This window comes from Stenotrophomonas maltophilia, assembly GCF_013464915.1.
Classification (GTDB): Bacteria; Pseudomonadota; Gammaproteobacteria; order Xanthomonadales; family Xanthomonadaceae; genus Stenotrophomonas; species Stenotrophomonas maltophilia_AT.
The window spans coordinates 28,691-51,356 of record NZ_RAVT01000036.1 but is presented as its reverse complement, the minus strand read 5'-3'; the positions used below and the strand labels follow the sequence as shown (position 1 = coordinate 51,356).

The 22,666-nt window shown below is 66.5% G+C and carries 19 protein-coding genes and 1 riboswitch; of the genes, 15 read left to right on the top strand and 4 right to left on the bottom strand.

Going from position 1 to position 22,666, the window contains the following annotated elements; all coding sequences use genetic code 11:
• Positions 1–271 precede the first annotated feature (271 nt).
• Positions 272–1,849 (bottom strand): BCCT family transporter, encoded by a 1,578-nt coding sequence (locus tag D7T59_RS13340; RefSeq protein WP_180852644.1) that lies wholly within the window; start codon positions 1,847–1,849, stop codon positions 272–274.
• A gap of 265 nt (positions 1,850–2,114) precedes the next feature.
• Positions 2,115–2,216: riboswitch (TPP riboswitch) on the top strand.
• Positions 2,217–2,298: 82 nt separating this feature from the next.
• Here D7T59_RS13340 and thiC point away from each other — a divergent pair.
• The 6 genes from thiC (at position 2,299) to D7T59_RS13310 (ending at position 11,942) form a co-directional block, all read left to right on the top strand.
• The gene (gene thiC, locus D7T59_RS13335) at positions 2,299–4,143 is read left to right on the top strand and encodes a phosphomethylpyrimidine synthase ThiC (RefSeq protein ID WP_180852643.1); all 1,845 of its coding nucleotides are present in this window, start codon (positions 2,299–2,301) and stop codon (positions 4,141–4,143) included.
• 115 nt (positions 4,144–4,258) lie between these two features.
• Positions 4,259–4,930 carry an ion channel gene (locus D7T59_RS13330; RefSeq protein ID WP_180852642.1) on the top strand — a complete coding sequence of 224 codons (672 nt, stop codon included), beginning with the start codon at positions 4,259–4,261 and terminating at the stop codon, positions 4,928–4,930.
• Positions 4,931–5,199: 269 nt separating this feature from the next.
• Positions 5,200–7,530, top strand: a complete 2,331-nt coding sequence (locus D7T59_RS13325) for a winged helix-turn-helix domain-containing protein (protein WP_180852641.1) — start codon at positions 5,200–5,202, stop codon at positions 7,528–7,530.
• Positions 7,531–7,644: 114 nt separating this feature from the next.
• The gene (locus D7T59_RS13320) at positions 7,645–8,544 is read left to right on the top strand and encodes a helix-turn-helix transcriptional regulator (RefSeq protein WP_005410939.1); all 900 of its coding nucleotides are present in this window, start codon (positions 7,645–7,647) and stop codon (positions 8,542–8,544) included.
• A 49-nt stretch (positions 8,545–8,593) separates the two neighbouring features.
• Positions 8,594–11,557 (top strand): TonB-dependent receptor plug domain-containing protein, encoded by a 2,964-nt coding sequence (locus D7T59_RS13315; protein WP_164139144.1) that lies wholly within the window; start codon positions 8,594–8,596, stop codon positions 11,555–11,557.
• A 178-nt stretch (positions 11,558–11,735) separates the two neighbouring features.
• Positions 11,736–11,942, top strand: a complete 207-nt coding sequence (locus D7T59_RS13310; protein WP_049429946.1) for a hypothetical protein — start codon at positions 11,736–11,738, stop codon at positions 11,940–11,942.
• A gap of 56 nt (positions 11,943–11,998) precedes the next feature.
• On the opposite strand, the gene D7T59_RS13305 is transcribed toward D7T59_RS13310, so the two are convergent.
• Together D7T59_RS13305 and ppa are read right to left on the bottom strand one after the other, a co-directional pair.
• The gene (locus D7T59_RS13305) at positions 11,999–13,120 is read right to left on the bottom strand and encodes an HDOD domain-containing protein (RefSeq protein WP_164139145.1); all 1,122 of its coding nucleotides are present in this window, start codon (positions 13,118–13,120) and stop codon (positions 11,999–12,001) included.
• 151 nt (positions 13,121–13,271) lie between these two features.
• Positions 13,272–13,808: an inorganic diphosphatase gene (gene ppa, locus D7T59_RS13300; RefSeq protein WP_005410935.1), complete on the bottom strand. Its 537-nt coding sequence runs from the start codon at positions 13,806–13,808 to the stop codon at positions 13,272–13,274.
• A 183-nt stretch (positions 13,809–13,991) separates the two neighbouring features.
• On the opposite strand from ppa, the gene D7T59_RS13295 reads away from it, so the two are divergent.
• From D7T59_RS13295 to D7T59_RS13280, 4 genes are all read left to right on the top strand, one after another.
• Positions 13,992–14,465 (top strand): hypothetical protein, encoded by a 474-nt coding sequence (locus tag D7T59_RS13295; protein WP_180852640.1) that lies wholly within the window; start codon positions 13,992–13,994, stop codon positions 14,463–14,465.
• 72 nt (positions 14,466–14,537) lie between these two features.
• Positions 14,538–15,038 (top strand): RNA polymerase sigma factor, encoded by a 501-nt coding sequence (locus D7T59_RS13290; RefSeq protein WP_014038389.1) that lies wholly within the window; start codon positions 14,538–14,540, stop codon positions 15,036–15,038.
• Between the two features lie 104 nt (positions 15,039–15,142).
• Complete coding sequence (locus tag D7T59_RS13285; RefSeq protein ID WP_164139151.1) at positions 15,143–16,075, top strand: FecR family protein; 933 nt, start codon at positions 15,143–15,145, stop codon at positions 16,073–16,075.
• A gap of 228 nt (positions 16,076–16,303) precedes the next feature.
• Positions 16,304–19,222: a TonB-dependent receptor gene (locus D7T59_RS13280; RefSeq protein WP_180852639.1), complete on the top strand. Its 2,919-nt coding sequence runs from the start codon at positions 16,304–16,306 to the stop codon at positions 19,220–19,222.
• A gap of 77 nt (positions 19,223–19,299) precedes the next feature.
• On the opposite strand, the gene D7T59_RS13275 is transcribed toward D7T59_RS13280, so the two are convergent.
• Entirely contained in the window at positions 19,300–19,557 is a 258-nt protein-coding gene (locus D7T59_RS13275) for a DUF2789 domain-containing protein (RefSeq protein WP_010483993.1), read from the bottom strand.
• Between the two features lie 108 nt (positions 19,558–19,665).
• Between D7T59_RS13275 and D7T59_RS13270 the strand changes: the two genes are divergently transcribed.
• From D7T59_RS13270 to D7T59_RS13250, 5 genes are read left to right on the top strand one after another with little or no spacing between them, the layout of a single operon-like run.
• Positions 19,666–20,253: a biliverdin-producing heme oxygenase gene (locus tag D7T59_RS13270; RefSeq protein ID WP_012512028.1), complete on the top strand. Its 588-nt coding sequence runs from the start codon at positions 19,666–19,668 to the stop codon at positions 20,251–20,253.
• A gap of 31 nt (positions 20,254–20,284) precedes the next feature.
• The gene (locus D7T59_RS13265) at positions 20,285–20,752 is read left to right on the top strand and encodes a YbaN family protein (protein WP_180852638.1); all 468 of its coding nucleotides are present in this window, start codon (positions 20,285–20,287) and stop codon (positions 20,750–20,752) included.
• On the top strand, positions 20,739–21,467 hold the full coding sequence (exbB, locus tag D7T59_RS13260) for a tonB-system energizer ExbB (protein ID WP_180852637.1): 729 nt from the start codon (positions 20,739–20,741) through the stop codon (positions 21,465–21,467). Before D7T59_RS13265 ends, exbB begins: the two co-directional genes overlap by 14 nt.
• A 9-nt stretch (positions 21,468–21,476) precedes the next feature.
• Positions 21,477–21,902 (top strand): TonB system transport protein ExbD, encoded by a 426-nt coding sequence (gene exbD, locus D7T59_RS13255; RefSeq protein WP_180852636.1) that lies wholly within the window; start codon positions 21,477–21,479, stop codon positions 21,900–21,902.
• Complete coding sequence (locus tag D7T59_RS13250) at positions 21,899–22,618, top strand: energy transducer TonB (protein ID WP_180852635.1); 720 nt, start codon at positions 21,899–21,901, stop codon at positions 22,616–22,618. Before exbD ends, D7T59_RS13250 begins: the two co-directional genes overlap by 4 nt.
• Positions 22,619–22,666: the final 48 nt, after the last annotated feature.

Below are 22,666 nucleotides of genomic sequence, written 5' to 3'. Positions count from 1 at the left end.
TATCCGACCCCATCTTGTTTTCCGATACACCTCATCCACGCATAGCGTGGAAAACCCACCGTCACACGGAAACTGTCGGGGGTGGGGCGGYGTGGGYTGGCAGGACCGTTGGCGCCATGGATGGCGCCATCGAGCCCCCAGGGAGGGGTTCACGGCGTGTCCTGCCAGCCCACACCGCCCCGCCAAGCTAAGTAGTAACCCAGAGCCGCTCTGGCTTTTGAACTTGCACTTGCTTGAAAAAAGCGGTGCAGCCGCAGGCTGCAAAACCCCCTCAATCCTGATCGTGCGCGCGCGCCGCCTCCGCCTGGGTCTCTTCCTGCGCCGCCATCTCGCGCGCGATCCACGCATCGATCATGTGCCGCTGGCGCTGCGCCTGCCGCCGCTCGCGCGTGTACTCCTGGTCCAGCACCCGGTACAGCGACACCATCACCAGCACCATCAGCAACGCGAACGGCAATGCTGCGATCGTGATCATGCCCTGCAGCGCGTCCAGGCCACCGGCCAGCAACAGCGCCGCTGCAATCAGGGCCACCGCGATGCCCCAGGCCAGCTTGCGCTTCAGCGGTGGGTCGCCGGCCTCGTCGGTGGACATGCTGGCCAGCACCAGTACCGCCGAATCGGCCGAGGTCACGAAGAAGATCATCAGCAGTACCAGCGCGATGCACGACAGCAACAGCGGTAGCGGCATGCTGTCGAACAGTGTGAACAGTACCGTCTCGTAGCCATTGCCCAGCGCCTGCACCAGATCGGCGTGGCCGAAGATCTGTGCCCACAGCGCGGTGCCGCCGAACACCGCGAACCAGAAGAAGCCCAGCACCGTAGGTGCCAGCACGACGCCGATGACGAACTCGCGCACGCTGCGGCCACGCGAGATGCGCGCGATGAACGATCCCACGAACGGCGCCCACGAGATCCACCAGGCCCAGTAGAAGATCGTCCAGTCCGCCACCCAGGTGCTGCCGGAGAACGGTGACATGCGCAGGCTCATCGTCACCAGCTGGTTGAGGTAGGAGCCCAGCGTGGTGGTGAACGTATCGAAGATGAAGCCGGTCGGCCCCAGCACCAGCAGGATGGCTGCCAGCAGCGCAGCCAATGCCAGGTTGAAGTTGGACAGCCATTTCACCCCGCGTTCCACGCCACTGGCGGTGGACGCCATGTACAGCACGAAAGCGACGGCAATGATGGCCATCTGCACCGCGACGGTGGCCTGCACGCTGAAGACGCGTTCGATACCGGCGGCGATCTGGATGGTGCCGAAGCCGAGTGTGGTGGCGACACCAATCGCAGTGGCAACTACGGCGGCGACGTTGACCACCCGGCCGATCCAGCCGCGATGGTGACGGCCGATGATCGGTTGCAGCATGTCGCTGACCAGGCCGCGCCCATTGCGGTTGAACTGGAACCAGGCCATCGCCAGGCCTATCAACGCATAGATCGCCCACGGATGCAGGCCCCAGTGGAAGAACGCATAGCGCATCGATGCGCGCGCCGCATCCAGGCTTTGCGGAGCCAGTCCTTCCGGCGGCTTGCTGAAATGCGAGATGGGCTCGGCAGCGCCCCAGAACACCAGGCCGATGCCCATGCCGGCAGCGAACAGCATCGACATCCAACTGGCGCGTGAGAACTCAGGCTCGGCGTCTTCGCCACCGATGCGCAGGTTGCCGAAGCGGCCGAAGGCCAGGTACATCAGGAACACAAGCGCCAGGAACACCACCAGCAGGTACAGCCAGCCGACACTGCGGATGACCTCTGCCAGCATCGACTGGACCACCGTGTTGAAGGGGCCGGGGGCGATACCGGCAAGCAGCACCAGCAGCAGAACCAGTGCGATGGAAACGCGAAACACCATGAAGGAGCTTCTCCGATCAAGGGGATTGAGGGGAGCGAGCAGAGCTTGCGGCGAGGGGCCGGCGGCATGCAGCACAGACCGGGCAGGAGCCGCGAAAGCGGCGAGACAAGCATCGTTCGCGGCGACACGATGGGCGTGCACGTTACTGAACGCGATGTCATGGTTCTGTTAACGAATAGCGATTGGGGTCAGATMCGCTTTMCGCAGGAAAGCGGATCTGACCCCGGGGCAACTCCGGAGGCGGGCGGTCTATGCTCTAATGCGCAGCAAGAAGCGGGGGTACCGCGGCCATGTGGCCACGGTTGAGACAGTCCCTTGGAACCTGATCCGGCTCATACCGGCGTAGGGAAGCTTTGCAGTGCAGCCGTGCCCGGACTCCGCCCAAGGACCGTCCGTGCGCGGTCGCAGTGCGCCGCCGCTTCGTCCCTGACCTTCCTGGACGATGCCCGATGAACGCACAGCTCTCCGCCCTGCAGCAACAGGCCCAGCAACTCTCCGAATCCGTGACCCGGCCCATTCCCGGTTCGCGAAAGATCCACGTGCCCGGCTCGCGCCCGGATCTGCAGGTGCCGATGCGCGAGATCGCGCTGACCCGCACGCCGACGCTGTTCGGCGGCGAGGAGAATGCGCCGGTGACGGTCTATGACACGTCGGGACCGTATACCGATCCGGACGTGCGTATCGATCTGTCCGCAGGCCTGCCGGCGCTGCGCCGTGGCTGGGTGGAAGAACGGGGGGATACCGAACAGCTCGATGGCCTCAGCTCGTCGTTCGGCCGCGACCGTGAGCATGACCCGAAGCTCGATGCGGTGCGTTTCCCCGCACGCAGCCTGCCACGTCGCGCACGTGCTGGTGCCAATGTCACCCAGATGCACTACGCGCGCCGCGGCATCATCACGCCGGAAATGGAATTCGTTGCCATCCGCGAGAACCAGCGGCTGGACGCGATCCGCGATGCCGGCCTGCTGCAGCAACACCCGGGCGAGGCGTTCGGCGCTTCGATCCAGAAGATCATCACGCCGGAGTTCGTGCGCGATGAAATCGCGCGCGGCCGCGCGGTGCTGCCCAACAACATCAACCATCCGGAAAGCGAGCCGATGATCATCGGCCGCAATTTCCTGACCAAGATCAATGCCAACATCGGCAACAGCGCCGTGTCCTCGGGAATTGCCGAGGAAGTGGAGAAGCTGGTTTGGGCGATCCGCTGGGGCGGCGACACGGTGATGGACCTGTCCACCGGCAAGCACATCCACGAAACCCGCGAATGGATCATCCGCAATTCGCCGGTGGCGATCGGTACCGTGCCGATCTACCAGGCGCTGGAGAAGGTCGATGGCCGTGCCGAAGCACTCACCTGGGAGATCTTCCGCGACACGCTGATCGAGCAGGCCGAGCAGGGCGTGGACTACTTCACCATCCACGCCGGCGTGCTGCTGCGCTATGTGCCGCTCACCGCCAAGCGGGTCACCGGCATCGTCAGCCGCGGTGGCTCGATCATGGCCAAGTGGTGCCTGGCGCACCACAAGGAGAATTTCCTCTACACGCATTTCGAAGAGATCTGCGAAATCATGAAGGCCTACGACGTGACCTTCTCGCTGGGCGACGGCCTGCGCCCAGGCTGCATCGCCGATGCCAACGACGCGGCGCAGTTCGGCGAACTGGAGACATTGGGTGAGCTGACGAAGATTGCCTGGAAGCACGATGTGCAGACCATGATCGAAGGCCCTGGCCACGTGCCGATGCAGCTGATCAAGGAAAACATGGACAAGCAGCTGCGCGAGTGCGGCGAAGCACCGTTCTACACGCTGGGGCCGCTGACCACCGATATCGCACCGGGCTACGACCACATCACCAGCGCGATCGGTGCGGCGATGATCGGCTGGTTCGGCACGGCCATGCTCTGCTACGTGACGCCGAAGGAGCACCTCGGCCTGCCCAACCGCCAGGACGTGCGTGACGGCATCATGGCCTACCGCATCGCTGCGCACGCGGCCGACCTGGCCAAGGGCCACCCCGGCGCGCAGGTACGCGACAACGCGCTGAGCAAGGCGCGCTTCGAGTTCCGCTGGGAGGACCAGTTCCATCTCGGGCTGGATCCGGAGAAGGCCAAGGAGTTCCACGACGAGACGCTGCCGAAGGATGCGCACAAGCTGGCGCACTTCTGTTCGATGTGCGGCCCGCACTTCTGTTCGATGAAGATCACCCAGGACGTGCGCGACTACGCCGAGGCCGGCATGAAGGAGAAGTCGCAGGAGTTCCGTGCTGCCGGTGCCGAGGTCTACCACCAGGGCTGATGCCGCGCCGGTCGCGCCGGGCCATGCCCGGCGGGCGCAGCGGTCCAGGAATGCCGCCGGGCGTGGCCCGGCGCGACCCGTTATGCTCCGGCCATCGCCCAGCGGAAAGGACGCCATGCCTGTTGCCTTGACCACCCGCTGGCTGGCAATCGCCCGCCGCCACCCCTCGGCCTGGCTGTTGGGTGCCCAGCTGCTGGCGGTGCTGTTGTACCCGGCGCTCGACGACACCGCCGCCGGTCGTGCGGCGCTGGGCATGTTTGGCATGGCGGTACTCGGCCTGGCGCTGTGGGTGGTCCAGCGCAGTCCGCTCGGTACGTGGCTGGCGCTGCTGCTGGCCATCCCCTCGGTGGTGTTCTCGCTGGCCGGCGCGCTGCTGGACCGCACCGGCCTGCTCACTACGGCGCAGCTGCTGGAAAGCCTGCTGTACTTCTACACGGCGGGGGCATTGATCGCCTACATGCTGCAGGACCATAGGGTGACCCGCGACGAGCTGTTCGCGGCCGGAGCAACCTTCACCCTGCTGGCCTGGGCGTTCGCCTTTGCGTTCGCGGTGTGCCAACAGTGGTATCCAGGCAGTTTCCAGGGCACGACCGCAGGCCCCGAGCGCAGTTGGATGGAACTGCTTTATCTGAGCTTCAGCTTGTTGTCCGGTGTTGGATTGAGCGATGTCGTGCCGCTGCACCCGCAGGCACGGGCCCTGGTGATGCTCGAACAGTTCGCAGGCGTCATGTATATCGGCCTGGTGGTGTCGCGTCTGGTCGGATTGACCATGCTTCGGCGCATGTAAAAATGAACGCCAGATAAAAATTTCGCGCCCAAAAGGGCGCGAATAGTGGTGCAGATTATGTGAATGCGTCGGCGAGAGAGAGCCTGAGTGTCGACCCCGTCATAGGCGGGGTAACCGGCTTAGGCTAATATCCGGGGGCGTTATTGTTTTTGCGGTATGCGCCGATGCTTTGTGCGGAATCTGGCTTTTCGATGACCCTGTCCAGGGACGGTGGGGACGGTATTGCTGGTGAGCCCTGCCCAGGTCCCGTCCCTACTGTATAGCGGAAAATGAACAGCAGCGAACTCACGCCCATCGAGGCCGACCGCGTGCAGGTCGGCGACTGCGTCATTACCTTGTCCTCGCGTGAGGTCGAGGTTGAAGGCGCGCGCCGTCCGCGGCGGCTGACGCCGAAAGCGCTGGGCGTGCTGCGCGTGTTGATGCGGCAGCCGGGGCGCGTGGTCACCCGTGAAGAGTTGTTTGCCGAGGTCTGGCCCGATACGTTGCCGACCAATGACGTGCTGACCCAGGCCGTCACCCAGCTGCGCAAGGCGTTCGCCAACGACGACGACAACGGCCAGGCCTACATCGAAACCATCGCCAAGAGCGGTTATCGGCTGCTGGTGCCGGTGCAGGCGCTGGACGACGTCGAGCCGGTGGCGGAAGTGGACGCGGTGGCCGTTGCGGACGTGATGCCGTCGCCGGACGGTAGCGGCTCGATTCCGGCGCTGGCCGTGCCTGCAGCGCCTTCACGCCGGCATGGCTGGCGCCAGCTGCGCCGCCAGCTGTTGTGGCTGCTGGGTGTGATGATGCTGGCCGCGCTGCTGGTCATGGCCACATTGCTGCTCCGGCGCGGGCCGGAGCCGAACTCACCGGTGGATGCCGCGGTCGAGAACGGCGTGCGGGTGATCGGCAGCCCGCAGCGTCCCTATCGCCTGATCACCGCCACCAGTGGTTTTGAAACCTATCCCACGCTTTCGCCGGATGGCTCCCAGGTTGCCTACGAAGGCGCCAACGAGGACGGCGCCGGTGGTGGCGCGATCAAGGTGCAGACTTCGGGCAATGCGCCGGCCCGGCAGCTGGCGCTGCCGCCGAAGGGGGCCAGTGACCGCTTCCCGAGCTGGTCACCGGACGGGCGCGAGATCGCTTTTGCCCGCTTTGGAGCCGACGGCGGTTGCCAGGTGCTGATCGCCAGTGCGACCGGCGGCGGTGTGCGCCAGGCGACCCGCTGCGACGGAACCGAGCTGCTCAGCTTCGACTGGACACCGGATGGCCGCGGCCTGGTCTTTGGCAGCATGGTGGGCCGCTATGCCCATCGCGGCATCCGTGTGCTCGACCTGGCCAGCGGCCAGTGGCAGGCATTGGACTATGCGGTCGATCAGGATGACTTCGACTACGCGCCCCGTTACTCGCCGGACGGCAAGTGGCTGGTGTTCGTGCGCAATCCGCAGATGGGCGACCTGTGGCGCATGCCGGCCGGAGGCGGTGAGCTGGAGCAGTTGACCAACGAATCGGCCGAACAGCGTGGCTGGGCCTGGCTGGGCGATGGGCGCAGCATCGTGTTCGGCCGGCGCGTGGACAGTGAGGTGCGCTTGTATTACCTGGACGTCGAGCGCCGCACCCTGCGGGATGCCGGCCTCGACGACGCACAGTGGCCTGCGGTGTCACGCCACGGCGACGTGCTGGCCTTCGTTCACCGCCGTGCCCAGTTCGGCGTGTTCAAGGTGCCGATGGCCGGCGGCAGCGCCGAGCGGCTGTTCGCGTCCAGCGGGCGTGACGGGCAGCCGATGGCGGCGCCCGACGGTCGCCAGCTGGTCTTCACCTCCGATCGTTCCGGCAGTTTCGCGCTGTGGTGGGCGGACATGCAGCGGCCCGATTCTCTGCGGCCGATCGAGGGCCTGCGTCCGGAGGGGCGGCAGGCGCCGGACTGGTCGGCCGACAGCCGCCAGTTGCTGGTGGTCGGGCGTGATGAGCATGGGCGCACCGTGGTCTACGAGATCGCGCCGCGCGACGAGCACCTGCAACCGTTGCCGGTTCCGGTCGATCAGCCCCTGCAGGCCCTGTACGGGGCCACCCCGGAACAGCTGCTGGTGGTCGAGCGCGATGCAGAGCAGCGCACCCGGTTGAGTCTGTTCGATCGCAGCGTGACCCCCTGGCGCCGCCTGGCCAGCATCGACGGCGTCTCCCAGGCACGTTTCGATCGGGGCGATGGCCGCGTGCTGTTCACACGCCTGGCGTCCGGCGGCTTGTGGTCGGTGGATGCGGCACTGTCGCCGGCCAGCGTGCAGCAGGTCAGTGAAGACCGGCCCAGCCGCTGGCGCTATCGCACCTGGACGGTGGCAGGCACCGGTGGCATCGGGTATCTGGGCAACTCGACCGAGTGCGGTACGACCTTGATCCATATCCAGGCCGGGACCGAAGCCCCCGAGCGCTGCCTGGACCGGCAGCGGCTCAGCGCGGGCAACGGCATCAGTGCCAGCGCCGATGGCCGGGATCTGTACGTCGCCCTGGCGGTCAGCGATGGCGCCGACATCGGCGTCATGCAGCTGCCCCGGTCGACGCCGGCACTGTTCCCGGCCTTTCTCAAGTCGTTGATCCTGAAGAAAAATATCTCTTCGTGATTTCTTCGTGGAGTTCTCGCCGCGAATTCGTGGCGATCTCGGCGGATTTTCCTGACGGGCTGACGCCTGATTAGGCAAAACGGAAGCCTGTATCAGGCAAACCCGTGGTGCCCCATGCGTCAACTCTCGCTGGCCGATCGTGGCCAAACCGTCTCCCTCGACAAAGCGCTCGACGACCTCGCGCCGACCTGCATGGGCGTGGCCCGGCTCGGCAGCCTGCAGACGGCAGGGTCAAGCTTCACGGTCTGGCTGCAGGTCCGGGGCAGCTCCTGGGTGGAAGCCAAGGAAGGGCGTTTCCGCCTGCGCCATGGTGAGTGGATCGCCTTCGAGAAGGAGTCGCGCCCGCTGGTGCAGGCCGGCCGTAACGGACTGTGCGTGGGCCTCAGCCTGAATGCGGAGGCGATGCGGGTGCTGTCCGAGATGGCCGATTGCGGCCTGTACGCCGGTCGTGGTCGCATGAGCCGCGGCGACGCCCGCGTTGCCCTGCGCCTGTGGCGCGATGCGCTCGACAGCGGCCTGCCCGCGCAGGCGCTGCGCCCGCTGCTGTTGCATCTGGCCGGCCTGCAGCGTGACCTGGCCGACAACGTACAGCGCTGCCCCGGTCGCTCACGCAGCCGCAAGCGCCAGGTGTTCGGCCGCATGCAGCGTGCCCGCCTCTATCTGGAGGGCAACAGCCACCGTGTGGTGCGGATCGGCGAACTCGCCGAGCTGACCAACTTCTCCAGCTGGTACCTCTCCAAGACCTTCCAGAGCCTGTATGAAGAGAGCCCCCAGTCGCTTTCGGCACGGTTGCGCCTGGAGCGGGCCGCCGATCTGCTGCGCGACACCGACATGATGGTGGGCGAGGTCGCCGCAGCCAGCGGATTCGACAACTGCTGCAGCTTCGCCCGGGCCTTCCGTGCCCGTTATGGGCAGTCTGCTTCCCGGTTCAGGGAAAACGGCGGTTTGCTCCCGCCACACTCTGCAAAGTCTACGGTTGGGTCGCGCAAATACAGCATCGCAACGCAATCGTAACGTGCTGGAGCGTTTTAACACGCTACTAACACGTACCTTGGAGAGATTGATGAACGTTCGCACCCCTGCCGTGCGGCTGGGCCTGCTGCCCGCCGGCATCGCGCTGGCGCTGGCACCGGCATTTGCTTCCGCACAGGAAGCCAGTGCCCCGACCACCCTTGATCGCCTGGAAGTCACCGGCTCCCGCATCCGCTCGGTGGATGTGGAAACCTCCCAGCCGGTCCTCACCGTAAGCCATGAGGACATCCAGCGTTCGGGCCTGGTCAGCGTCGGCGACCTGCTGCAGAACCTGTCCGTGGCAGGCACCCAGACCTTCAGCAAGGCGGCCGTGCTGGCGTCCAACCCGGAACAGGGCGGCCAGTACGTCAGCCTGTACAACCTGGGTGAGCAGCGCACGCTGGTGCTGGTCAACGGCAAGCGCTGGAGCACCAGCCTGGCCGGCTTCACCGACATGTCGACCATCCCGACCTCGCTGATCGAGCGCATTGAAGTCCTGAAGGACGGCGCCTCGGCGATCTACGGTTCCGACGCCATCTCCGGCGTGGTCAACATCATCCTGCGCAAGAACTTCGACGGCGCCGAGGCCAGTGCCTACTACGGCCAGAACAGCCACGGCGACGGTTCCAAGACCCAGTACAGCCTGACCCTGGGTGCCAGCGGCGAGCGCTCCTCGATCGTGTTCGGCGCCAACTACATCAAGGAAGATCCGGTGTGGGCCAAGGATCGTGGCCTGACCCAGTACTCCTATGGCCAGGGCCACAAGGAAGACGGTCTGAGCCCGGCTGGCCCGTGGGGCCGCTTCACCGATCCGCGTGCCGAAGGCACCGCCGGTGCTGGCGAATACAACAAGGCTGGCAAGTGGGTCCCGAACACCTGGGTGGTCAACCACACCGGTTCGTGGGACACCCCGGTCGGCGTTGGCCAGCCGTCGAACAACTTCAACAACTACCACCTGATTGGTCTGGACGACTACTACAACGCCTCGCAGCAGATGATGCTGAACCAGGGCGCTGAGTCGAAGACCATGTTCACCTCGGCCAGCTACGACATCAACGACAACCTGCGTCTGAAGTCGACGGCGATGTACTCCGAGCGCGATTCCAAGCGCCAGATCGCCGGCTACCCGCTGACCGGCACCTCGCAGCCGCAGTTCCCGGTGGCGATCAGCAAGGACAGCATCTACAACCCGCTGGGCAACTGGGCCAACCCGGGCGCCGGCGTTGACATCGGTGGCTGGGGCCGTCGTATCTTCGAACTGCCGCGCATCACCCAGAACAACGTGAAGTCGCTGCACTTCGACGCGGCCCTGGAAGGCAACTTCGACTTCAACAACCGTCCGTTCGACTGGGATGTGGGCATCAACTACAACCAGTTCGATGTGACCCAGACCAGCTCGGGCAACATCAACCTGCTGGCACTGAAGAACGCCCTCGGCCCGTCGTTCATCAACGCCAACGGCGTCGCCCAGTGCGGCACCGCTGCCAACCCGATCGCGCTGGGCACCAGCCCGGGCAGCTGCGTCCCGTTCGACCTGCTGGGCGGCGCAAGCGCCGCGACCCCGGATGCGCTGAAGTACATCAACACCCTGCTGAACTCGACCGGCCAGAGCAAGAGCAAGCAGTACTTCGCCAACATCACCGGTTCGCTGTTCGACATGCCGGGCAATGCGGGCGAGTTCGCCTTCGCTGCCGGTTACGAGCATCGTGAAGTGTCGGGCTACGACCACCCGGACGCGCTGTCCTCCTCGGGTTACACCACCGAGCTGGCCGCCCAGCCGACCGAAGGCAAGTACAAGACCAACGAGTTCTACCTGGAACTGATGGTGCCGCTGCTGCGTGACCTGCCGGGTGCCAAGGAGCTGTCGCTGGATATTGCCAGCCGCTACTCGGACTACGACAAGTTCGGCAACACGGTCAACAGCAAGTTCAGCGTGACCTGGAAGCCGATCGACGACCTGCTGGTGCGTGCGACCTACGGCGAGGGCTTCCGTGCCCCGACCCTGGACGACACCTTCGGCGGTGGTTCGCAGACTTTCGACAAGTTCACCGATCCGTGTGATGCCGTGTTCGGCCAGCGCAGCAACCCGGCCGTTGCCGCCCGTTGCGGTGCTGAAGGCCTGGCGTCCGACTTCCGTCAGACCGACGCTGCTGGTCGTCCGATCAGCGCCCGTGACACCCAGGGCAACAACCCGTTCAACTCGGGCGTGGGCAACGACAAGCTGCAGCCGGAAACCAGCAAGACCCGCACCGCGGGCCTGGTCTGGAGCCCGAGCTTCGTCAGCGGCCTGAACGTCTCGCTGGACTGGTACAAGATCACCGTGGACAACGTGATCACTGCGCTGTCGGCGAACTACGTGCTGAACCAGTGCTACCAGAACGGTGTGCAGGCCTTCTGTGACCAGTACAGCCGTGGCGACGTTGCCAATGGCCAGCAGGTCACCGGCCTGAGCCGCGGCAATGCCAACCTGGGCTCGCTGGAAACCGAAGGCTACAACTTCGGCGTCCGCTACCGCATGCCGGAATACAGCTTCGGTACCCTGTCGTTCAACCTGGACACCAACTACCTGACCAGCTTCCGTCAGCAGGCCACCAAGGGTGCTGCATGGGATGACTACGCAGGCTACTGGAACTACCCGCGTGTCCGCGGCACCCTGGCCAGCACCTGGACCAAGGGCGACCTGTCGGCCACCTGGACCATGCGTTACTACGGCGGCTTCCGCGACTTCTGCTACGACCAGGAAAATGGCCTGGAGTGCAACCAGCCGGATTACTACACCGAGAACGGTGGCTGGAGTGGCGGCCTGGGTGCCAACAAGAAGGGCGCGATCGTCTATCACGACATCTCGGCCACCTGGCAGGCTCCTTGGAACGGCAGCGTGACCGTCGGTGCCCGCAACGTGTTCGGCAAGACCCCGCCGATCACCTACGCGGTGACCAACGCCAGCGCCGTGCAGCTGGACCCGATGCTGGATTACGACCGCTTCCTGTTCATCCAGTACAACCAGCGCTTCTGATCCATCGAAGCCTGAAGGCAAGACGAGGAGGGCGGGCCGCAAGGCCCGCCCTCTTTGCGTTTGGCAGAGTGGGTCGGGAAACTCTGAATCGGGCGGTTCAGCGACAGGGGTCACGTTTGTCGCAATTGGACCGTTGGTACGGTCGCGGAGGTCCATTCCGGACCAAGGAGAGCGCGAAATGAAAAACGCGATGCCACGGATGTTCGCAGCTGCGGTTCTTGCCGTCCTGAGCCTGGCCGGCAGTGTGTCGGCCGGCCCGCTGGTGTGTGCCAATGGGCGCTATTGCGCCGAGGTGCGCAGCGACTGCATCAAGGCTGGTGAAGATGCGGCGTACTGCCAGCTCCTCTTCGAACGCTGCGTGTACGACCACTGCGCACAGCCCTGATGCAACGAGGCGCGTCCTCGCGGACGCGCCTTCATCGTGTGCATTGCCGGTGCAGCTCAGGCTTCGCTGGGCGTAAGCCCCATCAGGCTGTTGGCATGTTCGCGCCACTGCGGCAGTTTGTTGAGCACGCCCGCGCGCTGCAGGTAGTCCTCATCCACCGGATCGCCGTTGACCAGCGCAAGCGCCACGTGCACCGCACCGGTCACCCAGAAGCTGCGCGTGTTGGCGCGCTGCGGCTGCAGGTGGAACGCCACCGCTTCGATGATCGGCATCGGCAGGCCCCACAGCCCCAACAGGTAGGCACCGGCTTCGGCATGGCCGGGGCGGGTATCACCGGCCAGCGACGGCTCGGTGCGCTCGTTGCGTACGCCGGGCAGCAGCAGGCCGATGTCGGCCAGCAGTGCCGCGGTTGCGCCCAGTTCGGCGCTGGATTCGGGCAGCAGGCGTGCGGCCAGCCGCGAGGCGAGCAGGGCGCGCTGCTGCAGCGAATTGCGTTCGGCGGTCGACAGCGTCGGCGCCGAGAACACTTCGCTGGCCAGTACCAGGTCGCGCAGTGTTGCCAGGCCCAGCCGGGTTACCGCGGTACGCAGGTCGGCGATGGTGCGGCCCTGGCTGAAGAACGCCGAATTCGACAGCTGCAGCACCTTGGCGGCGATGGCCGGATCGGCGGCCACCAGCTTGGCGACGTCGGCGCTGTCGGCATCGTCGTCATGCTCCAGCGCCTGGGTCAGGCTCAGGTACAGGTGCGGCGGCGACGGCAGTTTCTCGATGCGGCCGATGGCATCGCGCAGGCGCGGGCTGTCCAGTACTTCGCGCAGCTCTTCCAGGCTGGTCAGCGCTTCCAGAAGCACTTCCGGCGCCAGTGGCAGGGGCAGGAAGCGATGGGCAACGCCGATCAGGCGCGCCGGCGGCGGCCGGTTGCCATGCTGTGCGTCCACCAGCGCGATGCGGATGGTTTCCGGACGCAGGGTCCGGATCTGGCCGAGCAGCGTGGTGGCATTGAGATCCGGCAGCTGCGGGCAGACGATCACCGCGTCCACACCCTGCGTGGCCACCGCATTCATCGCGGTCTGGCCATCGGTGGCGGTCAGCGGCTGCCAGTCTTCCCCAAGATCGGCAATGAATTCGGTCAGCTCGGCCGGCAGGCTGGCTGCATCCCCAACAAGCAGAATACGCACGACACATTCCCCTGGCTGTCTCGACGGTGGATGTCGATGACGTGTGAAGTGACGCAATTTACCTAATACGACGGCAAGAGTGATGTGCCGTCATCATGAAACGTGACCCGCATCGCTCCGGCAGAGCATGCCGGAGCGATCCGGTTCAGGCTCAGGCCTTGCTGTCGAGATGGCGTTGGTGGGCCTCGATCAGGATCTGCTTGGCCTCAGCGGCGCCGCCCCAACCATCGAGCTTCACCCACTTGCCCTTCTCCAGGTCCTTGTAGTGCTCGAAGAAGTGGCCGATGCGCTCCAGCCAGTGGCTCGAGACCTGCGCGATGTCTTCAACGTGGGCGTAGCCACTGAAGATCTTCGACACCGGCACGGCCAGGATCTTCTCGTCGCTGCCTGCCTCATCGCTCATCTTCAGCACGCCGACCGGACGGCAACGCACGACCGAGCCCGGTACCAGCGGCAGCGGCAGCACCACCAGCACGTCGGCCGGATCGCCATCGCCGCACAGGGTGCTCGGCACGTAGCCGTAGTTGCAGGGGTAGCGCATCGGGGTGGACAGGATGCGGTCGACGAAGATCGCGCCGGTTTCCTTGTCCACTTCGTACTTCACCGGCTCCGAGTCCTTCGGGATCTCGATGATGACGTTGATTTCTTCCGGCGGGTTCTTGCCGGGCGAGACGAGTTCCAGACCCATGGTCGTGCTCCAGGTGGGGGATATAGACGGATAGCCCCCCATTTTATGCCTTTGCCGGGCGCTGTGCAGGGGAGGAGGCCGACAGTACGGCACGGCGGCCGCCCACACGTGCTGGTGGGGTTGCCCGATGGGGACGTCGGGGCGCCGGGTGCAGGCTGGAACCCTCATCCAAGGAGCTCCCGCATGAAAGCATCTGCCCTGTCGATCGGCCTGACCTGCGCGCTGCTGATGGTGTCGCCGGTACAGGCGTTTCCCTATGTCGACCTGATCGACTACCCGCACCAGGAGGCCAACTGGGACCGCTTCTTTGCCCTGGAAGGCCGTCTGCAGCACGGCTTCGACAGGATCTGCGGAGACACCTTCTGCGAAGGTGAGTACAGCGACATCCGTGCGCTGCGCCTGCGGTGTTCGGTGGACGCGGTGCGCGGCACGGTGCATGAGTGCCTCTGGGCATTTGCCGCCAGTGACCTGGTCGTGTCGCGGCATGATGGTGCGATCGCGGCCCGGCAGCCGACATGGCTGTGCCGGCTGCCGCTGGTGCCTGGCACTCCGGTGGAGGACTTCCATGCGGCGCTGGCGGCCCGTAATCCGCTGCACGATCCCTTGCCTGGCACGTCGGAGAGCGTCTATGACGGGCTGACCGGTTGCATTCACTGATGCGAACGTGACTGATTCTCATTAACGGAGTAGCATGCGCGGCGCCTTCCGTCTGTCGTCCCGGTTCCGCGCATGTCCTCCAATGCCGCTTCCCTCACTGAACTGCTGATCCGCGAGCGCCCTGCGCTGCTGCGCCGGGTACAGCGCATCCTTGGGGGCGACAACGGCGCCGAGGACGTGATCCAGGCCGTGTGGTTCAAGGCCCGCGGGGTTGACGACAGCCAGGCCATCGACAACCCGCGCGCCTATCTGTATCGACTGGCCGCCAACCTGGCGACCGACCACGGCCGCGAATCGACCCGGCGCAACCGCCTGCTGGCTGACCATTACCTGTGGGGACCGGACGAGGTGATCTCGACCGAGGAGCAGGCGATGGCACAGGACGAGCTGCAGCGGGTGCTCGACGCGGCGGGACACCTGCCGGAGCCGACCCGCACCATCTTCCGGCTCAACCGCCTGCAGGGCCTGACCCAGGCCGAGATCGCACGCCGCCTGGGCGTGTCGGTGACCACCGTCGAGAACCATGTCCGCACCGCGCTGCAACGCCTGGCCTGGGCGCGCAGCGGCCGATGATCGCCCCGGCTTGGGGCTGGCCCTCGCTGAAACGTCTTGATCACTGGACCGTGGATGCGGTCTAGTTCCTCCGCCCGCGCTTGAATGCGCCTGTCCGCCAGCCGATGAGCCCGCCGAACACGCTGCCCGCCGCCAATGACGATGCCCTGGCCGAACAGGCCCGGGGCTGGATTGCGTGGCTGGCCGCAGGCGATATCAGCGATGTGCGCATGGATGAGTTCGAACACTGGCTGCAACAGCCGGGGCACCGTCGCGCCTTCGAGCACGAGCGCGCATTGTGGCGCAGTGTCGGGCCACGGCCGCCGTCGGCACGCACCGAGCGCCGGCGCCCGAAGCGGTTGCGATGGGCAATGGCCGCTGCGGCGGCACTGGCGATGCTGGTGGCATGGCCGGAAGCCTGGCTGCGCCTGCACGCCGATCACCGTAGTACGCATGTCGTGCAGGACGTACGGCTGCCCGATGGCAGCCGCGCGGTGCTGGATGCGGACAGCGCGATCGCCGTGCGGTTCGATGCCGATGCACGCCAGATCGAACTGCTGCGCGGGCGCGCCTGGTTCGAGGTCAGCCCGGATGCGCAGCGACGTTTCAGCGTGCGCGCGGGCAACGGCGTGGTCGAGGACATCTCGACTGCGTTCTCCGTGGCACGCGACGGCGACCAGGTGGAAACCCAGGTCGGACAGGGCAGGGTGCGCGTGGCCAGCCCGGCCGACGGTGGCTGGACGTACCTGCAGGTGGGCCAGCGTGCCCTCTATGGCGAACACAGTGGCGTGACGCGCCTGCGGGATGTTGCCGCCGACAGTGTCGGCGCGTGGCGGCAGGGCGAACTGCTGCTGGAACAGGCCAGCGTTGCCGATGCCGTGCAGTGGGTGGGGCGTTACCGCGCCGGCCCGACCTTCGTGCGCGGCGATCTGTCGCGGCTGCCTGCGGTCAGTGCCGCGCTGCGCATCGATCGTCCGGAACAGGCGCTGGACGCGCTGGCGGCAACCGCAGGGTTGCGGGTCACCCGCCTTCCATTCGGCGTCGCCATCGTGCAGTAGATCCACGCCATGCGTGGATGATCCGTGCCTCTGTGCCGACCAGCAGTCGGCACCCACAGGCCCGCCACCCCGTCCGGTACTCGCGCGATCGGAAATTCTCCTTGGGGTTCTTGCCGGTCCACCCGTCTTACCCCGCGAACGTACCCGCCGCCGCCACGTACGTCGCCGTGTCCGCCTGTGTTGCGGATGACGCCGCGCCTGCGGCACCGATTACCTGACAGGTTCCCCATGTTCGACTCCCACCGCCCGGGCCGCGCGCTGCGCCCGTCCCGCCTGTGCATCGCCCTGCTGGCCGCCGGCCTGGCCGGCGTCGCACCGTCCGTGCTGGCACAGAGCGCCACCGGCAACCACGCCGCCGTGCAGCGCTTCGACATTCCGGCACAGCCGCTGGACGAAGCGCTGCGCAGCTTCATGCGCCAGTCCGGCGTACAGGTCGTGTATCCGGCCTCGCTTGCCCAAGGCCTGAACTCGCGTGCAGTCAACGGCAGCCTGTCGGCCAACGAGGCGCTGCAGCAGCTGCTGCAGGGCAGCGGCCTGGCGATGCGTCGGGTCAGTCCCGATGCGGTGACCCTGGAAGCGGCAACGCCGGTCCAGGCCGACAGCGGTGTGATCGTCACCGATACGCTCAGCGTGGCCGGCGACCGTGTCGACGGCAGCGCAGGCGGTGACGAAGCGCGCCTGCTCGACAGCTACCGCAGCGTGGGTTCCACCACTACGCTCAATCGCACGCACCTGGAGCGATTCCGCGGTACGTCCAACGGTGACATCGTCAAGGGCGTGGCCGGTGTCACTGCAGGTGATCCGCGCGTGGGCAATGGGTTCGACGTCAACATCCGTGGTATCCAGGGCCAGGGCCGCGTACCGGTGATCATCGACGGTGGCCAGTCCAGCATGGACACCTACCGCGGCTATGCCGGCCAGTCGCAGCGCACCTATCTCGACCCGGACCTGATCTCCAGCCTGACCATCACCAAGGGCCCGAGCCTGCAGGCCAACGCCTCCGGTGGCATCGGTGGCGTGGTCGAGATGGAGACGCTGAAGATCGGTGACGTGCTGCGCGAGGGGCGCGACTTCGGCGTGCGCGTGCGTGGCGGCCTGGCCAACAACAGCGCCAACAACCTGCCGTCCTACAGTGCCGCGCCGCGCAATGATCGCAGCGCTACCGGCAGCCAGTTCTTCAACGTGGCCGGTGCCGGGCACTGGGACCGTTTCGACCTGGTTGCCGCCTATGCTTACCGCGACAACGGCAACTACTTCTCCGGCAGGCATGGCTACGATGACTTCCCGCAGACCCGGCGCACGCTGGCGCCGCTGAACCCGCCGCGTACCGAAGTGTTCAACACCTCGTCGCGCTCGAAGTCGGCGCTGCTCAAGGGCACCTGGCGCATCGATGACGCGCAGACGCTGGAAGCCGGCTACCGCCGTTATGAAGGCACCGCCGGCGAGATCATGGCCTCGCAGATCATCCGCGTCGACCGCGATCGCATCCCGCAGTGGGACCCGGGCCATGTCGACATGGACAGCTATACCCTGCGCTACCGCTTCAACCCGGACAGCGAGCTGGTCGACCTGCGTGTCAATGCCGCCTACACCGACACCGACAGCGTGATGTACAACAGCCTGACCGGCATCACCCCCTGGTACTTCGATCGTCGCACCGAGTGGTACGACGCGCCCAGCTTCAGTGGCGACCCCGGTTACAAGGATGCCTACCGCAACCCGCTGCGGCAGAAGCGCCTGAGCCTGGATGCCAGCAACACGTCGAAGTTCGACACCCGTGCCGGCGCGTTCACGCTGGACTACGGCCTGTCCTACAGCGACGAGGACATCGCACCGGGCAGTTCCGGTCCGGTCATGCACGACGACCTGGTCAACAACCGCTTCCTGCGCAACGCCGAGCGCAAGGAATACAGTGCGGTGGCGTCGCTGAAGTGGCAGCCCGACGAACACTGGGAGCTGCTGGCCGGTGGCCGCTGGAACCGGGTGGATGTGCATGACCGCAACCGACTGGCCACGCCGGATGCCTATGAGGTGCAGGGCCAGTACCGCTACACCGAACTGCTCAACGGCAATCCGGCGCTGCCGTCGTGGCGCGCCAAGCGCATCGCGCTGCTGAACTGGTATCCGGACGCCAACGGCAATTTCACCCAGGCCTCGCTGCTGGCCTCGCCGTACAAGAAGGGCACGGTGGCGGACATCGCGGGCTGGAACTTCTATGACGCCGGCAAGCCGCAGGATCTGGAAGTGCCGGTCAGCTGGACCTGGTCGCAGCCGATCCGCCGCCGCGACACCGCGTTCTCGCCGACCGCCAGCGTCGCCTACCGCTTCAGCGAAGACACCATGGTCTACGTTAAGTACGCCGAGGGCACCAAGCTGCCGAGCCTGTTCGAGACCACGCTGGGCCTGTTCACTGCCGCCAAGCCGGTGGGCGAGTTGAAGCCGGAGCGCGCGCGCAGCTGGGAAATCGGTGCCAGCACCATCCGCTACGACCTGTTCACCGCCGGCGACCGCCTGGCGCTGAAGCTGGCGTACTTCGATACCCGCATCGACGACCTGATCACCCGTGACTACCGCACGCTGTCGGCCGGTCTGATCCGCAATGTCGACCAGTTCAAGGTCTCGGGCATGGAATTCCAGTCCAGCTATGACAGCGGCAAGGTATTTGCCGATCTGTCCGCGCACTACTACTTCAAGGCCAAGACCTGCGCGCCGGACATCGCCGCCGAGCGTCGCGCGTATGGCGTGCAGCGCAAGAACGCGGAGCTGGCCGGCACGCCGGACTGCGTGGATGGCGGCTTCGAGGGTTCGTACACCAACACGCAGAATCCGCCGCGCTACATGGTCAACCTGACCCTGGGCTCGCGCCTGTTCGACGAGCGCCTGACCTTCGGCACCCGCGTGGTCCACAACGCCGGCCCGATCAGCAAGCTGGACAAGGACTGGAACGTGGGCCTGTCGGCGATCCAGCAGCTGTACCGGCCGACCACGCTGGTGGATCTGTTCGCCAGCTGGAACTTCAACGACCAGTGGTCGGTGGAAGCGGGCGTGGACAACCTGACCGACCGCTACTACCTGGACCCGCTTGCCCTGGGCGTAATGCCGGCACCGGGCCGTACCGCGCGGCTGGCGTTGACCTGGAAGTACTGATCGCGCATCCACGCGTGGCGTGGATCTACCGGACAACGGGTAGCGCCGGGCCATGCCCGGCGCCTTCCTCGAGCTACTTACAGCCCGGTCGCCGCCTTCACCGCATCTTCGTGCAGGGACTCGTTCAGTTCATCCACCACGGTGCTCCACGCCGCATCGGCCTGCAGCGATTCAGACAGGAACTGGCGCTGGGCATCGTTCCAGTAGGGCGCCTCGACCACTTCCACATCGGTGGCCAGCTGGTGTTCACGGATGAAGCGGGCGATGCCCTCGGCGCTGGCGTCCAGGCCCAGCTGCAGGAACAGGTTGGTCATGCGCGGTTCGGTGGTGATCATCAACGGTTCCTGCGGGAAGTAGGGATGCGCCATTATCGGTGCACTTGGCCTTGGGGAAAGCCCCGTGGCGAACGTCTACAGCAGGACGACCTCCTTGGCACTCCCCCCATGAACGCACACATCGCCCCTGAAGACAGCCGCAGCCTGCGGCTCAAGGCCGCCACCCGCGACAGCCACGGCGCGCTGGACAAGCGCATCATGGCCGGCGACATCTTCGCCGACCGCAGCAACTTCGCCCGTTTCCTGCGCGTGCAGTACCGCTTCCACCGCAGCATCGATGCGCTGTATGCCAACCCTGCGCTGGATGCACTGCTGCCCGACCTGGGTGAGCGCCGCCGCCTGACACAGGTCGCGCGCGACCTGCAGGACCTGGAGCAGACCCTGCCGGGGGCCGACATCGCGGCGTTGCCGTCCGATCTGGAACTGCCCGCCGCGTTGGGGTGGCTGTATGTGGCCGAGGGGTCCAATCTGGGGGGCACCGTGCTGTACAAGATGGCCGCCAAGCTGGGCCTGGACCGCGATTTCGGCGCCCGCCACCTGGCCGCGCACCCCGATGGCGCCGCCCGCCACTGGCGCGAGTTCACCGCTGCGCTGGACGCGGTGCCGCTGAGCGCCGAGCAGGAGCAGCAGGTGATCGATGCGGCCGACGCCGCGTTCCGCAGCGTGCACGGCCACGTCGAAGTGGAATTCGCCTGATGCACGGCGCGCGCCCACAGGTGCAGCGCTGATGCGCTGGCTCTGGTTCGCGCTGGGCTGGCTGATGGTCGGCCTCGGGGTGATCGGCGCGTTGCTGCCGGTGATGCCGACCACCATCTTCCTGATCCTGGCGGTGGGCTGCTTCGCGCGCAGCTCGCCGAAATTCGAGCAACGCCTGCTGGCGCATCCGCGCTACGGCCCGTCATTGCGGCTGTGGCGCGAGCAGGGCGCGGTGTCGCGCAAGGGCAAGGCGTTCGCCAGCGCCGGCATGGCGGTGGGCTTTGCCCTGTTCTGCTGGGGCGCACATCCGTCCTGGCGGCTGCTGCTGGGCGTGGGCCTGTTCTTCGCGGTCAGTGCCGGCTACGTGCTCAGTCGGCCCGCACCGCGGCTGGAGCCCAGTCCGGTCGTGGAAGTGGACGATGCCAATGATCCGCGTTCGGCACGCCGCCGTGCAGCGACCCCTGATGCTGATGGAAAACGAGACGATGCTGCCTGCTGACCTGGCCCCCGTGGCTGCCCCTGCACTGACGCCCTGGGGCATGTATCTGGCCGCCGACGTGGTGGTGAAGGCGGTGATGATCGCGCTCGCGCTGGCGTCGCTGGCCACCTGGACCGTGCTGCTGGCCAAGGGCTGGGAACTGGCCCGGCAGGCACGGCAGCTGCGCGCAGCGCGTGCGCTGCTGCTGCAGGCGCCGAGCCTGCCCAGCGAGAGCGCCGACGCCAGTGTGCAGCAGGGCACCGCACTCGCCATGCTGGACGCAGCGCGCACCGAACTGCGCCTGTCGCAGGAACTGGATGGTCGCGACGGCATCAAGGAGCGCGTGGCCTCGCGCCTGGACCGCATTGAACTGGAAACCGCGCGCATGCAGCGACGCGGCATCGGCGTGCTCGCCAGCATCGGCGCGGTGGCGCCGTTCGTCGGCCTGTTCGGTACGGTGTGGGGCATCATGAACAGCTTCATCGGCATCGCGCACAGCAACACCACCAACTTGGCGGTGGTTGCGCCGGGCATCGCCGAGGCCTTGCTGGCAACCGCGCTGGGCCTGGTCGCCGCAATTCCCGCGGTACTGGTCTACAACCACTTCAGCCGCGTGCTGGCCGGCCTGCGCGGCCTGCTTGGCGATCTGTCGGCGGCGGTGCAGCAGCTGGTCTCGCGCGATCTCGATCGTGCCGTTCCGCGTAGCGCAGCGACGCCGCTGCGCGCGGTGCACTGAGGCGCGACAATGGCGATCAGGACCGCGTCCGACCGCGACGACACGCCGGAAGAAGCACACGAGATCAACGTCACGCCGTTCATCGACGTGATGCTGGTGCTGCTGATCATCTTCATGGTGGCCGCACCGCTGGCGACCGTGTCGGTACCGGTGCAGCTGCCGGCCAGCAGCGCCAGCGCCACGCCGCCGGAACAGGCACCGGTGTATGTGACCGTGCAGGCCGATCTGTCGCTGCGTGTCGGCGAACAGGCCGTGGCGCGCGACGGGCTGGCGGCTGCATTGCAGGCGGCCACTCACAGTGATACCGCACAGCGCATCTTCCTGCGCGCCGATACCCGTGTGCCCTATGGTGAACTGATGGCCACGCTGGATGCATTGCGTGCGGCCGGCTACCTGAAGGTGGCGCTGGTCGGCCTGGAGCAGGGCGCACGATGAGTGGACTGCGGCGCTGGGCGACCAGCCTGGCGATCGTGCTGCTGGTGCATGCGCTGCTGATTGGCGCGGCCTGCTGGTGGGCGGCGCGCGCACCGGCTGTGGCCGCCGTGGCGCCGCCGGCAGCGTTGATGCTGGAGCTGGCGCCGATGGCACAGGCGCCACCCGTGCCGCCGCGCGAAGTGGCAACGGGCCCCCTGCAGCAGCAACAGCAGCGGCAGGCGCCGAAGCCGGCGACACGCGAGCAGCCGAAGGCGCCGGTGCAGCCGCAGGGTGACCTGCCACCACCGCGTACGCCGGAGCCGACGCCGTCGCCGGATACCGCTGACGCCAACGTCGCGCAGACCAGCGCACCGCCGCAGGTGGCGGCCGACGCGGCCGCACGCTACACCGCACCGCAGACCACCGCCGGCGAACGCAGTCGCGCTGAAGCCAGCTGGGAAGGTCGCCTGCTGGGGCACCTGCAGAAGCACCGGCGTTATCCACGCCAGGCCGAGCGGCTGCGCCAGCAGGGGGTGGTGTACGTGCGCTTCGCCGTGGCCCGCGATGGCGCGGTCTCGGGGTTGAAACTGGGCCGCAGCAGTGGCTTCGCACTGCTCGACCAGGAGACGCTGGACACCGTGCAGCGGGCCAGCCCGGTACCGGCGCCGCCGGCCGAAGTGGCCGGCGACCCGGTGGAGGTGATGGTGCCGGTGTCGTTCTTCCTGCGCGGGCGTTGACCAGCCGTGGGGTCGGATCCCTTTCCCCGGAAAGGGCTCTGACCCCGT

Excerpts from the sequence above, each read along its gene's own strand:
- thiC (WP_180852643.1), top strand. The coding sequence starts at position 2,299 with ATGAACGCACAGCTCTCCGCCCTGCAGCAACAGGCCCAGCAACTCTCC.
- exbD (WP_180852636.1), top strand. The coding sequence starts at position 21,477 with ATGGCGATCAGGACCGCGTCCGACCGCGACGACACGCCGGAAGAAGCA.
- exbB (WP_180852637.1), top strand. The coding sequence starts at position 20,739 with ATGCTGCCTGCTGACCTGGCCCCCGTGGCTGCCCCTGCACTGACGCCC.
- D7T59_RS13285 (WP_164139151.1), top strand. The coding sequence starts at position 15,143 with ATGAGCCCGCCGAACACGCTGCCCGCCGCCAATGACGATGCCCTGGCC.
- D7T59_RS13265 (WP_180852638.1), top strand. The coding sequence starts at position 20,285 with ATGCGCTGGCTCTGGTTCGCGCTGGGCTGGCTGATGGTCGGCCTCGGG.
- D7T59_RS13340 (WP_180852644.1), bottom strand. The coding sequence starts at position 1,849 with ATGGTGTTTCGCGTTTCCATCGCACTGGTTCTGCTGCTGGTGCTGCTT.
- D7T59_RS13275 (WP_010483993.1), bottom strand. The coding sequence starts at position 19,557 with ATGATCACCACCGAACCGCGCATGACCAACCTGTTCCTGCAGCTGGGC.
- D7T59_RS13290 (WP_014038389.1), top strand. The coding sequence starts at position 14,538 with ATGTCCTCCAATGCCGCTTCCCTCACTGAACTGCTGATCCGCGAGCGC.
- D7T59_RS13325 (WP_180852641.1), top strand. The coding sequence starts at position 5,200 with ATGAACAGCAGCGAACTCACGCCCATCGAGGCCGACCGCGTGCAGGTC.
- D7T59_RS13280 (WP_180852639.1), top strand. The coding sequence starts at position 16,304 with ATGTTCGACTCCCACCGCCCGGGCCGCGCGCTGCGCCCGTCCCGCCTG.
- D7T59_RS13330 (WP_180852642.1), top strand. The coding sequence starts at position 4,259 with ATGCCTGTTGCCTTGACCACCCGCTGGCTGGCAATCGCCCGCCGCCAC.
- D7T59_RS13310 (WP_049429946.1), top strand. The coding sequence starts at position 11,736 with ATGAAAAACGCGATGCCACGGATGTTCGCAGCTGCGGTTCTTGCCGTC.
- D7T59_RS13295 (WP_180852640.1), top strand. The coding sequence starts at position 13,992 with ATGAAAGCATCTGCCCTGTCGATCGGCCTGACCTGCGCGCTGCTGATG.
- D7T59_RS13320 (WP_005410939.1), top strand. The coding sequence starts at position 7,645 with ATGCGTCAACTCTCGCTGGCCGATCGTGGCCAAACCGTCTCCCTCGAC.
- D7T59_RS13250 (WP_180852635.1), top strand. The coding sequence starts at position 21,899 with ATGAGTGGACTGCGGCGCTGGGCGACCAGCCTGGCGATCGTGCTGCTG.
- D7T59_RS13270 (WP_012512028.1), top strand. The coding sequence starts at position 19,666 with ATGAACGCACACATCGCCCCTGAAGACAGCCGCAGCCTGCGGCTCAAG.
- D7T59_RS13315 (WP_164139144.1), top strand. The coding sequence starts at position 8,594 with ATGAACGTTCGCACCCCTGCCGTGCGGCTGGGCCTGCTGCCCGCCGGC.
- ppa (WP_005410935.1), bottom strand. The coding sequence starts at position 13,808 with ATGGGTCTGGAACTCGTCTCGCCCGGCAAGAACCCGCCGGAAGAAATC.